At 55.7% G+C, this 15,392-nt stretch carries 13 protein-coding genes; 11 read left to right on the top strand and 2 right to left on the bottom strand.

The window, feature by feature from the left end; genetic code table 11:
* Positions 1-17: 17 nt before the first annotated feature.
* The 8 genes from kdpB (at position 18) to GKAS_RS06240 (ending at position 10,811) form a co-directional block, all read left to right on the top strand.
* A complete protein-coding gene (kdpB, locus tag GKAS_RS06270) occupies positions 18-2,066 on the top strand; it encodes a potassium-transporting ATPase subunit KdpB (RefSeq protein ID WP_035892704.1) in 2,049 nt (682 codons plus the stop codon).
* Between the two features lie 10 nt (positions 2,067-2,076).
* A complete protein-coding gene (kdpC, locus tag GKAS_RS06265) occupies positions 2,077-2,652 on the top strand; it encodes a potassium-transporting ATPase subunit KdpC (protein WP_035892703.1) in 576 nt (191 codons plus the stop codon).
* Between the two features lie 2 nt (positions 2,653-2,654).
* Positions 2,655-5,342 carry a two-component system sensor histidine kinase KdpD gene (gene kdpD / locus GKAS_RS06260; protein WP_035892738.1) on the top strand — a complete coding sequence of 896 codons (2,688 nt, stop codon included), beginning with the start codon at positions 2,655-2,657 and terminating at the stop codon, positions 5,340-5,342.
* The gene (kdpE, locus tag GKAS_RS06255; RefSeq protein ID WP_035892702.1) at positions 5,339-6,016 is read left to right on the top strand and encodes a two-component system response regulator KdpE; all 678 of its coding nucleotides are present in this window, start codon (positions 5,339-5,341) and stop codon (positions 6,014-6,016) included. Before kdpD ends, kdpE begins: the two co-directional genes overlap by 4 nt.
* Positions 6,017-6,293: 277 nt before the next feature.
* Complete coding sequence (gene speFL / locus GKAS_RS24785) at positions 6,294-6,398, top strand: leader peptide SpeFL (protein WP_115074594.1); 105 nt, start codon at positions 6,294-6,296, stop codon at positions 6,396-6,398.
* Between the two features lie 366 nt (positions 6,399-6,764).
* Complete coding sequence (gene speF / locus GKAS_RS06250; protein WP_035892701.1) at positions 6,765-8,960, top strand: ornithine decarboxylase SpeF; 2,196 nt, start codon at positions 6,765-6,767, stop codon at positions 8,958-8,960.
* Complete coding sequence (potE, locus tag GKAS_RS06245) at positions 8,957-10,273, top strand: putrescine-ornithine antiporter (RefSeq protein WP_035892700.1); 1,317 nt, start codon at positions 8,957-8,959, stop codon at positions 10,271-10,273. The genes speF and potE overlap by 4 nt, the downstream gene beginning before the upstream one ends.
* A 61-nt stretch (positions 10,274-10,334) precedes the next feature.
* The gene (locus tag GKAS_RS06240; RefSeq protein ID WP_035892698.1) at positions 10,335-10,811 is read left to right on the top strand and encodes a pyridoxamine 5'-phosphate oxidase family protein; all 477 of its coding nucleotides are present in this window, start codon (positions 10,335-10,337) and stop codon (positions 10,809-10,811) included.
* Between the two features lie 40 nt (positions 10,812-10,851).
* On the opposite strand, the gene pgm is transcribed toward GKAS_RS06240, so the two are convergent.
* Both pgm and seqA read right to left on the bottom strand, forming a co-directional pair.
* Positions 10,852-12,492: a phosphoglucomutase (alpha-D-glucose-1,6-bisphosphate-dependent) gene (gene pgm / locus GKAS_RS06235; protein ID WP_035892697.1), complete on the bottom strand. Its 1,641-nt coding sequence runs from the start codon at positions 12,490-12,492 to the stop codon at positions 10,852-10,854.
* 38 nt (positions 12,493-12,530) lie between these two features.
* The gene (seqA, locus tag GKAS_RS06230; protein ID WP_035892696.1) at positions 12,531-13,103 is read right to left on the bottom strand and encodes a replication initiation negative regulator SeqA; all 573 of its coding nucleotides are present in this window, start codon (positions 13,101-13,103) and stop codon (positions 12,531-12,533) included.
* 182 nt (positions 13,104-13,285) lie between these two features.
* On the opposite strand from seqA, the gene ybfF reads away from it, so the two are divergent.
* The 3 genes from ybfF to fldA all read left to right on the top strand — a co-directional run bounded on the left by ybfF (position 13,286) and on the right by fldA (position 15,154).
* Positions 13,286-14,050, top strand: a complete 765-nt coding sequence (gene ybfF / locus GKAS_RS06225) for an esterase (protein WP_035892695.1) — start codon at positions 13,286-13,288, stop codon at positions 14,048-14,050.
* 129 nt (positions 14,051-14,179) lie between these two features.
* Entirely contained in the window at positions 14,180-14,473 is a 294-nt protein-coding gene (gene ybfE, locus GKAS_RS06220; protein ID WP_035892694.1) for a LexA regulated protein, read from the top strand.
* Between the two features lie 150 nt (positions 14,474-14,623).
* Positions 14,624-15,154, top strand: coding sequence for a flavodoxin FldA (gene fldA, locus GKAS_RS06215; protein ID WP_035892693.1), 531 nt, complete (start codon positions 14,624-14,626; stop codon positions 15,152-15,154).
* Positions 15,155-15,392 lie beyond the last annotated feature (238 nt).

The raw sequence follows: 15,392 nt of genomic DNA, 5'->3' as shown, positions 1-15,392 counted from the left end.
ATGCGGAGCTATTGGTTATGAGTCGCAAACAACTGGCCCTGTTCGAACCCTCTCTGGTTCGCCAGGCGTTGATCGATGCCGTGAAGAAACTGAGCCCTACCATTCAGTGGCGTAACCCGGTGATGTTTATCGTCTGGATAGGCAGCGTACTCACCAGCGGGTTGGCCGTCGCCATGGCGCTGGGAACCCTGCCGGGTAATGCCTGGTTCAGCGGTGCTATCGCGCTGTGGCTGTGGTTTACCGTACTGTTCGCTAACTTTGCTGAAGCGATGGCGGAAGGCCGCAGCAAGGCGCAGGCCAACAGCCTGAAAGGGGTCAAGAAAACGGCGTTTGCCCGCAAACTGCGCGAGGCCCGCTACGGTGCCGCAATGGATCACGTCCCGGCAGACGAACTGCGTAAAGGCGATGTGGTGCTGGTGGAAGCCGGAGATATCATTCCCTGCGACGGCGAAGTTATTGAGGGCGGTGCGTCGGTGGATGAAAGCGCCATTACTGGGGAATCTGCACCGGTAATCCGCGAGTCCGGCGGTGACTTTGCCTCCGTCACCGGTGGGACGCGCATTCTCTCCGACTGGCTGGTCGTGCGCTGTAGCGTCAACCCAGGCGAAACCTTCCTTGACCGGATGATCGCCATGGTTGAAGGCGCGCAGCGTCGTAAAACGCCTAACGAAATTGCCCTGACTATTCTGTTAGTCGCGCTGACTATCGTATTCCTGCTGGCGACGGCCACCATCTGGCCGTTCTCCGCCTGGAGCGGCACGCCGATTAGCGTCACCGTGCTGGTTGCGCTGCTGGTGTGTTTGATTCCTACCACCATCGGTGGCCTGCTCTCCGCCATCGGCGTGGCCGGGATGAGCCGTATGCTCGGCGCTAACGTGATTGCCACCAGCGGTCGCGCAGTAGAAGCGGCGGGCGACGTGGACGTGCTACTGCTGGATAAAACCGGCACCATCACCCTCGGCAACCGTCAGGCTTCCCAGTTCCTGCCAGCCGATGGCGTGGACGAGAAAACGCTGGCCGATGCCGCACAGCTCTCATCGCTGGCGGACGAAACGCCGGAAGGCCGCAGCATCGTGGTGCTGGCAAAACAGCGCTTTAATCTACGCGAGCGGGATCTGCAAACGCTGCATGCCACCTTTGTGCCGTTTACCGCCCAAAGCCGCATGAGCGGGATCAACATCGACAACCGCATGATCCGTAAAGGCTCCGTCGATGCCATTCGCCGCCATATTGAGAGCAACGGCGGCAGCTTCCCGCAGGACGTGGAGCAAAAAGTCGAGAGCGTTGCCCGCCTTGGTGCCACGCCACTGGTGGTAGCCGAAGGGGCTCGCGTGCTCGGCGTTATCTCGCTGAAAGATATCGTCAAAGGCGGCATTAAAGAGCGCTTCGCTCAGCTGCGCAAAATGGGTATCAAAACGGTGATGATCACCGGTGACAACCGCCTCACCGCGGCCGCGATAGCCGCCGAAGCGGGCGTGGATGATTTCCTGGCCGAAGCCACGCCGGAGGCCAAACTGGCGCTGATTCGTCAGTATCAGTCTGAAGGTCGCATGGTGGCGATGACCGGCGACGGCACTAACGATGCTCCGGCGCTGGCGCAGGCCGACGTAGCGGTGGCGATGAACTCCGGGACCCAGGCGGCGAAAGAAGCTGGCAACATGGTGGATCTGGACTCAAACCCCACCAAACTGATTGAAGTCGTGCATATCGGTAAACAGATGCTGATGACTCGTGGTTCCCTGACCACCTTCAGTATCGCCAACGACGTCGCCAAATACTTCGCCATCATTCCAGCGGCGTTCGCGGCAAGCTGGCCGCAGCTGGGCGTGCTCAACATCATGCACCTGCACTCGCCTGACTCGGCCATTCTGAGCGCGGTGATTTTCAACGCCCTGATTATCGTCTTCCTGCTGCCGCTGGCGCTAAAAGGGGTGAGCTACCGCCCGCTCTCCGCCTCGGCCATGCTGCGCCGTAACCTGTGGATCTACGGCGCAGGTGGTCTGGTTGTGCCGTTTATTGGCATTAAAGTTATCGATTTACTGCTGACCCTGCTGGGTCTGGTCTGAGGAAATAGCCATGTCTGCATTACGTCCTGCTATCGTGATTTTTCTGTTCCTGGCGCTTATCACCGGGGGGCTCTACCCTCTGCTGACCACCGCGCTGGGGCAGTGGTTCTTCCCGGCGCAGTCGGGAGGGTCATTAATTATCGAAAACCATGAGATTCGCGGATCGTATCTGATCGGGCAGAACTTTACCGATCCCCGCTATTTCCAGGGTCGCCCTTCCGCGACCTCGGACGCCCCGGATAACCCGATGGCATCCGGCGGCAGTAATCTCGCGGGCAGCAACCCGGCGCTGGATAAACTGTTTACCGACCGTATCGCCGCGCTGCGTGCCGCTAACCCGGATGCCAGCCATGAAGTACCGGTTGAGCTGGTTACCGCCTCCGCCAGCGGCCTGGACCCGAATCTGACGCCAGCCGCCGCGCTGTGGCAGGTACCGCGTATTGCCAAAGCGCGTAACGTCCCGGCGGAGTGGCTGCGTAAAGAAGTTGAAGCCGCGACAAACTCTCCGCTGCTCGGCTTTCTCGGACAACCTGTGGTAAATATTACTAAGCTGAATATGGCGCTGGATGCCCACAAGGATAACTGATGATGACCGACGAGCCGCTGCGTCCCAACCCGGACCGCCTGCTGGAACAAACCGCCGAAGCGCACCGCGGTAAGCTGAAGATTTTCTTCGGTGCCTGTGCTGGGGTAGGAAAAACCTGGGCGATGCTGGCCGAGGCGCAGCGTCTGCGGGCACAAGGGCTCGATATTCTGGCGGGCGTGGTGGAGACACACGGACGTAAAGAGACCGCCGCAATGCTCAGCGGCCTCACCCTCCTGCCACCAAAGCGCAGCGCCTATCGCGGGCGCTACGTTTACGAGTTTGATCTCGATGCCGCCCTCGCCCGTCGTCCGGCGCTGGTATTGATGGACGAGCTGGCACACAGCAATGCGCCCGGCTCGCGTCACCCTAAACGCTGGCAGGATATCGATGAACTGCTGGAAGCGGGCATCGATGTCTTCACCACCGTTAACGTTCAGCATCTGGAGAGTCTCAACGATATCGTCAGCGGCGTCACCGGTATTCAGGTACGCGAAACGGTACCCGATCCCTTCTTTGATGCCGCCGACGAGGTGGTGCTGGTCGACCTTCCCCCGGACGATCTGCGTCAGCGCCTGAACGAAGGTAAGGTCTATCTTGCCGGGCAGGCCGAACGCGCCATCGAGAATTTTTTCCGCAAAGGTAATCTGATTGCCCTGCGCGAACTGGCGCTGCGCCGTACCGCCGACCGCGTGGACGATCAAATGCGCGCCTGGCGCGATGGTCAAGGGCAAGAAAAAGTCTGGCACACCCGTGATGCCATTTTGCTGTGTATCGGCCACCACAGCGGCAGCGAAAAGCTGGTGCGCTCCGCCGCGCGCCTGGCGGCCCGCCTTGGCAGCGTCTGGCATGCCGTATATGTGGAAACCCCTACCCTGCACCGCCTGCCCGAACCTCAGCGTCGGGCTATTCTCAACGCCCTGCGTCTGGCGCAAGAGCTGGGTGCCGAAACGGCTACGCTTTCTGAGCCGTCGGAAGAGGCGGCGGTGATCCGCTACGCGCGCGAGCACAATCTTGGCAAAATCGTGATTGGCCGTCAGAAAAAGCGCCACTGGTGGCGAGGCGAACGCTTTGGTGAGCGGCTCGCCCGCCATGCACCAGAGCTGGATCTGCTGGTCGTCGGCGTCGATGAATCGCCGCTTCCCCTGCCGGAGCGATCGCGCGATCAGCGACCATTTATGGATAAGTGGCGGGTACAGATTCGCGGCTGTCTGGTGGCGCTGGGGCTGTGCGCCGGTATTACGCTGATTGCCAACCAATGGCTGATGGCCTTTGAGGCCGCCAACCTGGTGATGCTTTATCTGCTGGGCGTGGTGATTGTCGCGCTATTTTACGGCCGCTGGCCATCGGTGCTCGCCACGGTGATTAACGTGGTCAGCTTCGACCTCTTCTTCATCGCCCCACGCGGGACGCTTGCCGTCTCCGACGTGCAGTACCTGCTCACCTTCGGCGTAATGCTCACCGTGGGGTTAGTTATTGGTAATCTTACCGCGGGCGTCCGTTATCAGGCGCGCGTTGCACGCTATCGTGAGCAACGCACCCGTCATCTTTATGAGATGTCCAAAGCGCTTGCCGTGGGCCGCAACGCCCACGATATCGCCCACACCTGCGAGCAGTATATTCGCACCACCTTCCACGCCCGTAGCCAGGTACTGATGCCGGATGAACACGGCGCGTTGACGTCACTGACCCACCAGGAGGGCATGACGCCGTGGGATGAAGCCATCGCCCACTGGAGCTTTGATAAAGGGCTACCGGCCGGTGCGGGAACCGATACCCTGCCCGGCGTGCCCTACTTGCTCCTCCCGCTGCGCAGCGCCGATAAAACCTACGGACTTATCGTGGTCGAACCCAATAACCTGCGCCAGTTGATGATCCCCGAGCAGCAGCGTCTGCTGGAAACCTTCACCTTGCTGGTTGCCAGCGCGCTGGAACGCCTGGCGTTAACCGAAAGCGAAGCGCAGTCGCGGCTTATCAGCGCCCGCGAGAGCCTGCGCAACTCGCTACTGGCAGCGCTTTCTCATGATCTGCGCACACCGCTGACCGTGCTGTTCGGCCAGGCGGAAATCCTGACGCTCGACCTTGCCAGCAGCGGCTCGCCGTACGCGCCTCAGGCCAACGAAATTCGCCAGCACGTGCTCAACACCACCCGGTTGGTGAACAATTTGCTGGATATGGCGCGACTACAGTCGGGCGGCTTTAATTTGCATAAAGAGTGGCTGACGCTTGAGGAAGTGGTCGGTAGCGCGCTGCGTATGCTGGAGCCGAGCCTTAACGGTCGGCATATCGCCCTCTCCCTGCCCGACCCGCTGATGCTGGTACATATCGACGGCCCGTTGTTCGAGCGCGTGCTGATTAACCTGCTGGAGAACGCCGTGAAATACGCGGGTAGCGAAGCGGAGATCGGTATCGCTGCCACCACCAAAGATGACCATCTGCTGCTAGACGTCTGGGACAGCGGCCCCGGCATTCCCGGCGGGCAGGAAGAACATCTTTTTGCCAAGTTTACCCGTGGGCATAAAGAGTCTGCGATCCCCGGCGTGGGGTTGGGGCTCGCTATCTGCCAGGCGATCGTCGATATTCACGGCGGTACACTCACCGCCAGCAACCGCCCGGAAGGCGGCGCCTGTTTTCGTGTTACACTAGCGTTAGAACAACCGCCAGAACTTGATGAGGGACACGACGGCCTGTGACCAGCGTTTTAATTGTTGAAGATGAACAAGCCATCCGCCGTTTTCTGCGCACCGCGCTGGAGGCAGAAGACCTGCGCGTTTTTGACGCCCCCACGCTACAGCGAGGCCTGCTGGAAGCCGCCACGCGCAAGCCTGACCTGATCATTCTCGACCTCGGTCTGCCCGATGGCGACGGGTTGGATTTTATCCGTGATATTCGCCAGTGGAGCCCGGTGCCGATTATCGTGCTGTCAGCGCGCAGCGAAGAGAGCGATAAAATTGCCGCGCTCGACGCGGGTGCGGATGACTATCTCAGTAAGCCTTTTGGTATTGGCGAGCTTCAGGCTCGTCTGCGCGTTGCGCTACGCCGCCATGCGGGCAGCCAGCCGAATGATCCTATCGTGACCTTTTCAGATACCACCGTCGACCTCGCCGCGCGTCGTATCACTCGCGGCGGAGAAGAAATTCACCTCACCCCTATTGAATTCCGTCTGCTGGCGGTGCTGCTCAACAACGCGGGAAAAGTGCTCACCCAGCGCCAACTGCTTAACCAGGTCTGGGGACCCAACGCCGTAGAACATAGTCACTATTTGCGCATTTATATGGGGCACCTTCGCCAGAAGCTGGAAATAGATCCCGCGCGCCCACAGCATTTATTAACCGAAACCGGAATTGGTTATCGGTTTATGTTATGAATATTTATTCATAACCTCTCTATTCTTTATTTATTATTTCACCGCAAGATTAACCTCAAGCCGAAAATATTTACTCGGCGTCATTACCCTTATTTAAAATAATTATTAAACAGTTTATTTACAATATTTAAACAAAACAGCATTTAATCCTGGCATCACCACTACCAATAATGGATAATTTCACTATTGATCTTGTTATATTGATCAATCTCACAGTTTTGAACCAATTCAGAGATAAAATGACCTCGCCATAAGATATTCATCGAAGGTATACGAAATGGAAAACAATAACCGATTGATGCCTCATATTCGACGGACAACACATATTATGATGTTTGCCCATCGCAGTAGTTTCGATTTTCACTTCTTTAACGCCCGATAAGTCTCCCGACTTCGGGCGCCTCGCAGTTATTCCCTGCTAATACGGGCTCACGCCTGTAGCCAGCGCTCGCTCTGACAAACCTATACCCTAAATAATTCGAGTTACAGGAAGGCGGCAAGAGAGTGAATCCCGATGAGCTTACTCTAGTAAGTCATTCGGGTGAACGAACGCAGCCAACGCACTTGCAGCTTGAAGTATGACGGGTAAAAGCTTCCGGCCACCGGACCGGCTGGGTTTGCCACATTCAAAAGAAGCTCACGCCCTGACGTTATTGTCAGCGAGATCGTTTTGCTTTTTTTCCGGCGATATCAATTTCTCATTCGGGAAATTGAGGGACTGCTATTACCTAAAATAAAGAGATGAAAAATGTCTGAATTAAAAATTGCCGTAAGCCGTACTTGCCCGGACTGTTTTACTACCCAGCGCGCTATTATCAATACCTGCGACACTCACTTTATTGATGTTGCTGCTGCCGTATTATCTATTGAAGACGTTGAGTGCGGTAAACTCGATGAAATAGATGCGACGGGTTATAACCTGCCAGTATTTATTGCTATTAATAAAGACCAGATTGTTCCCGCCGAATATCTCTCACGTATTCAAGGGGTATTCGAGCATGACGAAACCCGCAATGACTTCTATGGTCGTCAGCTGGAATCGGCCGCGCACAAGTATGAAGTGAACCTGCGCCCACCGTTCTTCAGCGCGCTGGTTGATTACGTGGCACAGGGTAACAGCGCGTTTGACTGCCCGGGGCATCAGGGGGGTGAATTCTTCCGCCGTCACCCTGCGGGCAACCAGTTTGTTGAATACTTTGGCGAAACCCTGTTCCGCTCTGACCTTTGCAACGCCGACGTGGCGATGGGCGATCTGCTTATCCACGAAGGTGCGCCGTGCATTGCACAGCAGCACGCCGCCAAAGTGTTTAACGCTGATAAAACCTACTTCGTCTTGAACGGCACCTCGTCTTCTAACAAAGTGGTGCTGAACGCCCTGCTCACCCCGGGTGACCTGGTGCTGTTTGACCGCAACAACCACAAATCCAACCACCACGGCGCGCTGTTACAGGCGGGGGCTACGCCAATTTATCTGGAAACCGCGCGCAACCCGTACGGCTTTATCGGTGGTATCGATGCCCACTGTTTTGAAGAGGGTTATCTGCGTGAACTGATTGCCGAAGTTGCGCCAAACCGCGCGCGTAATCAGCGCCCGTTCCGCCTGGCGGTGATTCAGCTTGGCACCTACGACGGCACCATCTATAACGCCCGTCAGGTGGTTGATAAAATTGGTCATCTCTGCGACTACATCCTGTTCGACTCCGCGTGGGTTGGCTATGAACAGTTTATTCCGATGATGGCCGACTGCTCGCCGCTGCTGCTTGAACTCAACGAAAACGACCCAGGGATTCTGGTCACTCAGTCGGTGCACAAACAGCAGGCAGGCTTCTCTCAGACTTCACAGATTCACAAGAAAGATAGCCATATCAAAGGCCAACAGCGCTATGTTCCGCATAAACGCCTCAATAACGCCTTTATGATGCACGCCTCCACCAGTCCGTTCTACCCGCTGTTTGCCGCCCTGGACGTGAACGCCCGTATGCATGAAGGTCAGGCTGGCCGCAATATGTGGATGGACTGCGTTTCCAACGGTATCGAAGCGCGTAAGCTTATCCTCGATAACTGCCACCATATTCGCCCGTTCGTACCAGGCGAAATTGACGGTAAAGCATGGCAGTCATGGCCGACCGAAACCATTGCCAACGATCTGCGCTTCTTCCACTTCGTACCGGGCGAGCGCTGGCACGGTTTTGAAGGCTATGCTGAACATCAGTACTTTGTCGACCCATGCAAACTGCTGCTGACCACCCCGGGCATTAATGCTGAAGGCGAATATGACACCTTCGGCGTACCGGCCACCATTCTGGCGAACTACCTGCGTGAACACGGCGTGGTGCCGGAAAAATGCGACCTCAACTCCATCCTGTTCCTGCTGACGCCAGCGGAAGATATGGCCAAGCTGCAACAGCTCGTCGCGCTGCTGGTCCGTTTCGAAACGCTGCTGGAAGCCGATGCGCCGCTGCAAGAGGTTCTGCCATCGCTCTACGGTCAGCATAAAGACCGCTATGCCGGTTACACCCTGCGCCAGCTCTGCCAGGAAATGCATGACCTGTATGCGCGTCACAACGTGAAACAGCTGCAAAAAGAGATGTTCCGTAAATCACACTTCCCACGCGTCAGCATGAATCCGCAGGACGCCAACTACGCCTACCTTCGTGGTCAGGTTGAGCTGGTACCGCTGTCGATGGCGGAAGGCAAAATCGCCGCCGAAGGTGCCCTGCCGTATCCTCCAGGCGTGCTGTGCGTTGTTCCTGGGGAAATCTGGGGTGATTCCGTTCTGCGTTACTTCAAAGCGCTGGAAGAAGGCATCAACCTGCTGCCAGGCTTCGCGCCAGAGCTGCAGGGGGTTTATATCCAGGAACACGACGGCCGCAAAGAAGTGTGGTGCAACGTGATTGAGACTCAGCAGCCGCAACCTGCCCTGCTGAAAGGGGAGAAATTATGAGCAAAGCCAACAATAAGATGGGTGTTGTTCAGCTCACCATCCTGACAATGGTGAACATGATGGGCTCCGGGATTATCATGCTGCCCACCAAACTCGCTGAAGTCGGCACCATCTCCATTATCTCCTGGCTGGTCACCGCCGTCGGCTCGATGGCGCTGGCCTGGGCCTTTGCAAAATGTGGGATGTTCAGTAAGAAACCCGGCGGTATGGGCGGCTACGCGGAGTATGCCTTCGGTAAGTCGGGCAACTTTATGGCTAACTATACCTACGGGGTTTCACTGCTGATTGCCAACGTCGCTATCGCCATTTCGGCGGTGGGTTACGGTACCGAGCTTTTCGGTGCCGCACTGAGCCCGGTGCAGATCGGGCTTGCCACCATCGGCGTGCTGTGGATCTGTACCGTTGCTAACTTCGGCGGTGCGCGCATTACCGGGCAGATCAGCAGCATCACGGTATGGGGCGTCATTATTCCGGTGGTAGGTCTGTGCATCATCGGCTGGTACTGGTTCAGCCCGACAATGTACGTCGAATCCTGGAACCCGCACCACGTGCCGTTCTTTAGCGCCGTCGGTTCTTCTATTGCCATGACGCTGTGGGCGTTCCTTGGTCTGGAATCTGCCTGTGCCAACGCCGAAGTGGTGGAAAATCCGGAACGTAACGTGCCGATTGCCGTGCTCGGCGGGACGCTCGGGGCGGCGGTGATTTACATCGTCTCCACCAACGTGATTGCCGGTATCGTGCCAAACATGGACCTGGCCAACTCCACCGCGCCGTTCGGCCTGGCCTTCGCGCAGATGTTCACCCCGGAAGTCGGGAAAGTGATCATGGCGCTGATGGTGATGTCCTGTTGCGGTTCGCTGCTCGGCTGGCAGTTCACCATTGCTCAGGTGTTCAAATCCTCGGCGGACGAAGGTTACTTCCCGAAAATCTTCTCCCGCGTCAGCAGTGCTGATGCGCCGGTTCAGGGGATGCTGGTCATCGTGATTATCCAGTCCGGGCTGTCGCTGATGACCATTAGCCCGTCGCTGAACAACCAGTTCAACGTGCTGGTTAACCTGGCCGTCGTGACCAACATTATTCCGTACATCCTGTCGATGGCTGCGCTGGTGATTATCCAGCGGATGGCTAACGTGCCGGTGAACAAAGCACGCATCGCCAACTTCGTAGCATTCATTGGGGCAATGTATAGCTTCTATGCGCTCTACTCTTCCGGCGAAGAAGCGATGCTGTACGGTTCCATCGTGACGTTCCTCGGTTGGACGCTGTACGGGCTGGTATCGCCGCGCTTTGAACTGAAAAACAAACACGGTTAAATCTATCCGGGCTGCAGACCACTGCAGCCCACTTTTCTTCTTTTCTGATAAGACCATCATCATGAGCAATCCAGAACGCATCGTCAGCGACACCGATAAAATTCGTAGTCTGCTTCAGCACCATCAGATTTGCCGCATCGCCCTTAACGATGAGTACAGCCCATATATTGTGCCCGTCAATTTCGGCTATACGCATGAAGACGGGCGCTGGACGTTCTATTTTCACGGCGCGCGTAGCGGAAAAAAGATGCGTTTACTGCGTAAAGACCCTGCTATTAGTCTTGAAATTGATGGCGATCACCAATTAATTCCGGCTGCCGATGCATGCGACTATAGCTTTGCTTATTCCAGTATTATTGCCAGCGGATGGGCGACTATTTTGCATGAACGTGAGGAAATGGTGCACGGACTAAATGTCATTATGCGCCAGGCCGTGCCGGGACAAACATTCAGCTATCGGGATGACATGCTGAAAGCGGTTTGCGTCGTGCGCATCGATTGCCAGATGTTAACCTGCCGCCAGCACGCGGAGAGATAAAAAAGGGAGCCATTCGGCTCCCTTTTTCTTACCCCATCACTCAGGCGTTTTTCAGCACTTCGCTGACAATCTCTACCGCTTCTTTCTCAATCTGCTTACGGTGTTCAGCACCGAGGAAGCTTTCGCAGTAAATCTTGTAGGCATCTTCGGTACCGGATGGACGCGCCGCGAACCAGCCGTTGTCGGTCATCACTTTCAGACCGCCGATAGAAGCGCCGTTACCCGGTGCCGCCGTCAGACGCGCGGTAATCGGGTCACCCGCCAGCGTGCTGGCGCTCACCATTTCTGGAGAGAGCTTAGACAGCGCCGCTTTCTGTGCGGAAGTGGCGCTAGCCTGCAGACGGTTGTAGCTTGGCGCGCCGAAACGAGCCGCGAGTTCGTTGTAGTGCTCCTGCGGATTCTTACCGGTGACGGCAGTAATTTCCGCCGCCAGCAGGCACATGATGATCCCGTCTTTATCGGTAGACCACGGTGTACCATCGAAGCGCAGGAAGGAAGCGCCCGCGCTCTCTTCGCCGCCGAAGCCGAAGCTACCGTCGAACAGACCATCAACGAACCATTTGAAACCGACCGGTACTTCTACCAGCTTACGGCCCAGGTCGTTCACCACGCGGTCAATCATTGCTGAAGAGACCAGGGTTTTACCCACGGCAACGTCTTTGCCCCACTGCGGGCGATGCTGGAACAGGTAGTTGATTGCCACTGCCAGATAGTGGTTCGGGTTCATCAGGCCAGCCGGCGTGACGATACCGTGACGGTCATAGTCCGGGTCGTTAGCAAACGCCAGGTCAAACTTATCACGCAGCGCCAGCAGGCCCGCCATGGCACACTCGGAGGAGCAGTCCATACGGATCGCGCCGTCTTTATCGAGGTGCATAAAGCGGAAAGTCTGGTCAACGTGATCGTTAACGATGGTCAGGTTCAGGTTGTAGTGCTTAGCAATACGCTTCCAGTATTCGATACCGGAACCGCCCAGCGGGTCAACGCCCAGGGTCAGACCGGCTTTCTGGATAGCCGCCATATCGACGATATCCGCCAGCCCTTCAATAAACGGCTGCACCAGATCGACTTCTTTCACGTGACCGGAAGCCAGTGCCGCGTCGTACGAAATACGCTTCACGCCTTCCAGATTTGCTGCCAGCAGCGCATTCGCGCGGTCTTCAACCACTTTGGTGACGTTGGTATCAGCCGGGCCACCGTTTGGTGGGTTGTACTTGATGCCGCCGTCTTCCGGTGGGTTGTGGGATGGCGTAATCACGATCCCATCGGCCAGCTTGCCGCCTTTTTTGTTGTGAACCAGGATAGCGTTAGATACCGCTGGAGTTGGCGTAAAGCCATTGTCTTCCTGAACAATGACATCCACCCCGTTTGCTGCCAGCACTTCGAGAACGGAGATAAACGCCGGCTCAGAGAGCGCGTGAGTATCTTTCCCGACATAGCATGGGCCCGTAATTCCATTTTTCGCGCGCTCTTCAGCAATCGCCTGAGCAATGGCCAGAATATGCTTTTCATTGAAGCTGTGACGACCCGCGCTCCCACGGTGTCCGGACGTACCGAACTTCACCGCATGTTCCGGGTTACTCACGTCAGGCTGCAGCACGTAGTACTGCGCCGTCAGTTGTGCGACGTTGATCAAATCACTCTGCTGTGCAGGTTGTCCTGCACGGGTATGGTTTGCCATTGCCTGGTCCTTCTTATGCAAGGGTTAGATTGTCAGTATTAGATAGTACCGCAAACCTTCTCAATCAATTCCGCCGGGAATTGCATTGATTGCATGATGTGTTCGACCATGCTGCATTTACGGCCTGTATTGGTATTGGTAATGACCCAGTATGGCGTATCCGGAACCTGTTTTGGTTTTGTCTGATTGCCGTTTTTGAGCAGCGTTTGCTCATCAGCCGCAAAATAGACACGGGTACGACCGTGAAGGGATTCGGTAGCTTCTGCAAACGCTTTGTTGTCCAGAGCGTACAGCGTAGTCAGAACCAGCATGAAGCGGTTAACCGCTTTCTTCTGCTCGGCATACTCATCAGAGAGCAGCAGCTCGCGCATGGCACGAACTTTATCTTTGGCGGTTTTCACCGTTTTTACGTCAGCAACGGGAGCAGCAGCCGGGGCCGGAGCAGGAGCCGGTTCTGCTTTGACGACCGGCGCAGCGGCAGCAGCCACGGGCTGGGAAGCGGCGGAGAATTTCAGCATACGCCGTAAAATGTCGGACGCGCTCTCGCCAATGTGCAGAGTGTGAGCCGCAATATAGCGATAGAGCTCGTCATCAACTTCGATCGTTTTCATCTTAATCCGGTGCGATAATTTTTCTGAATACAATTCATTGGGATTATAAAGTCAAAACCCAACAGCGGGTAGCGCCAAACCAGGAAGACGGCAAAATTCGGATGAGTTCCTCTCTTGCCCCTGAGCGTTAGAATGTCCAACATGATACCCTAACCCGACAATGCGAAAAAAAGAACTTTGCTATGAAATTGAATGTCCGAGCGCAATCTGCACAAAACCTGCACAATAATTCTCCCATCGTTCTCGTCCACGGCCTGTTCGGCAGCCTCGATAATCTGGGTATCCTGGCCCGCGACCTGGTTACCGATCACGATATCATCCAGGTCGACATGCGTAACCATGGCCTCTCACCGCGTGCCGATGAGATGACCTATCCCGCCATGGCTCAGGATCTTCTCGACACGCTTGATGCCAACGGCATCGGAAAAGCCACGGTTATCGGCCATTCCATGGGTGGCAAAGCGGTGATGGCGCTTACCGCGCTGGCCCCAGAACGCATCGACCGCTTGGTCGCAATTGATATTGCACCGGTGGATTATCACGTCCGTCGCCACGATGAGATTTTTGCGGCCATTAACGCCGTCACCAGCGCCGGTGTGGCAACTCGCCAGCAGGCCGCGACGGTAATGCGCGAATACTTAAAAGAAGAAGGTGTGATTCAGTTCCTGCTGAAATCCTTCGTCGACGGCGCCTGGCGCTTTAACGTACCGGTGTTGTGGGAGCAATACCCGCATATCGTGGGCTGGGAAGCCATTCCGGCCTGGGACCACCCTGCTCTGTTTATTCCCGGCGGCAATTCACCGTACGTCACCGAAGCCTACCGCAGCGCGCTGCTGGCTCAATTCCCCCAGGCAAAAGCACACGTCATCGCCGGTGCGGGCCACTGGGTTCACGCCGAAAAACCGGACGCGGTACTGCGGGCTATCCGTCGTTACCTCAGTGAATGATTAAAAATGCATCGACCGCGCGCCAGAATGGCCGTGGTCGTTGGCGTGTGGGTCTCACTGATGTATGATTGCGCGCTGTCTGCACTGGGCACCGCCCGGTAGCTTGTTTCCCCGAAGTCACTCAGAACCATGGCAAAAGAACAAACGGACCGTACGACCTTAGATTTGTTCGCAAATGAGCGTCGGCCGGGAAGACCAAAAACCAATCCGCTTTCGCGTGACGAACAGCTGCGCATTAATAAGCGTAATCAGTTAAAACGCGACAAAGTGCGCGGTCTGAAACGCGTGGAGCTGAAGCTGAATAACGAAGCCGTTGATGCGCTCAACGAGCTGGCGACTGCCCGTGATATGAGCCGTAGCGAACTCATCGAAGAGATGTTGATGAGCCAGTTGGCCCAGCTACACGGACAGGGGAAAGTCTGAAAATCCCCCCAAAACACACTTTCATGTAGCAGAGTGTGCAGTACGGCACGATAGCGGTTTCCGCACGCTTCTCAGTTCTGCTATGATTGCCCTTATCTGTGGGCAATAAGCCACCACCATATCATTAAGTTTCAAGAGGTTATTTTACTCATGGCAATCGTTGGCATCTTTTTCGGTAGCGATACCGGGAACACCGAAAATATCGCAAAAATGATTCAAAAACAGCTTGGTAAAGATGTCGCTGACGTTCACGACATTGCCAAGAGCAGCAAAGAAGATCTGGAAGCATTCGATATTCTGCTGCTGGGTATCCCAACCTGGTACTACGGCGAAGCGCAGTGCGATTGGGACGATTTCTTCCCAACGCTGGAAGAAGTGGACTTCAACGGCAAGCTGGTCGCGCTGTTTGGCTGCGGCGACCAGGAAGACTATGCTGAATATTTCTGTGATGCGCTGGGTACCATTCGCGACATCATTGAACCACGCGGCGCGACCATCGTCGGTCACTGGCCAACGGCAGGTTACCATTTCGAAGCGTCTAAAGGCCTGGCCGATGACGACCACTTTGTTGGTCTGGCCATCGACGAAGACCGTCAGCCTGAGCTGACCGCTGAACGCGTTGAAAAATGGGTTAAGCAGGTTGCAGAAGAGCTGCACCTGGAAGAGATCAAAAACGCCTGATGCAAAACAGTGAGGCGTAGTGATGAAACTACGCCTCATTAATAGGTAAAAGCAATTAAAATAATAGCTACAATTTTTTAACTTTTTAGCGCATACCTGTACAATATCTTCTGATTTAGCGCGGTCTCATCGTAACTTTGTCGGTGAAGCCTCGTTTTTGATAGCTTAGTTTACCCGGCTCTTGCTGTTTTCATTTCAATAGGGTCATTCTATAATGAGACGCATTAATTCGGGTGCA

Source organism: Kluyvera ascorbata ATCC 33433 (assembly GCF_000735365.1).
Lineage (GTDB): Bacteria > Pseudomonadota > Gammaproteobacteria > Enterobacterales > Enterobacteriaceae > Kluyvera > Kluyvera ascorbata.
Note: the sequence above shows the minus strand (reverse complement) of the source record. Positions and strands in the feature narration are given on the sequence as shown.

Bases quoted from the DNA above. Each gene is read 5' to 3' on its own strand.
- pgm (WP_035892697.1), bottom strand. From the start codon at position 12,492: ATGGCAAACCATACCCGTGCAGGACAACCTGCACAGCAGAGTGATTTG.
- kdpC (WP_035892703.1), top strand. From the start codon at position 2,077: ATGTCTGCATTACGTCCTGCTATCGTGATTTTTCTGTTCCTGGCGCTT.
- ybfF (WP_035892695.1), top strand. From the start codon at position 13,286: ATGAAATTGAATGTCCGAGCGCAATCTGCACAAAACCTGCACAATAAT.
- seqA (WP_035892696.1), bottom strand. From the start codon at position 13,103: ATGAAAACGATCGAAGTTGATGACGAGCTCTATCGCTATATTGCGGCT.
- kdpB (WP_035892704.1), top strand. From the start codon at position 18: ATGAGTCGCAAACAACTGGCCCTGTTCGAACCCTCTCTGGTTCGCCAG.
- speF (WP_035892701.1), top strand. From the start codon at position 6,765: ATGTCTGAATTAAAAATTGCCGTAAGCCGTACTTGCCCGGACTGTTTT.
- fldA (WP_035892693.1), top strand. From the start codon at position 14,624: ATGGCAATCGTTGGCATCTTTTTCGGTAGCGATACCGGGAACACCGAA.
- speFL (WP_115074594.1), top strand. From the start codon at position 6,294: ATGGAAAACAATAACCGATTGATGCCTCATATTCGACGGACAACACAT.
- kdpD (WP_035892738.1), top strand. From the start codon at position 2,655: ATGACCGACGAGCCGCTGCGTCCCAACCCGGACCGCCTGCTGGAACAA.
- ybfE (WP_035892694.1), top strand. From the start codon at position 14,180: ATGGCAAAAGAACAAACGGACCGTACGACCTTAGATTTGTTCGCAAAT.
- GKAS_RS06240 (WP_035892698.1), top strand. From the start codon at position 10,335: ATGAGCAATCCAGAACGCATCGTCAGCGACACCGATAAAATTCGTAGT.
- potE (WP_035892700.1), top strand. From the start codon at position 8,957: ATGAGCAAAGCCAACAATAAGATGGGTGTTGTTCAGCTCACCATCCTG.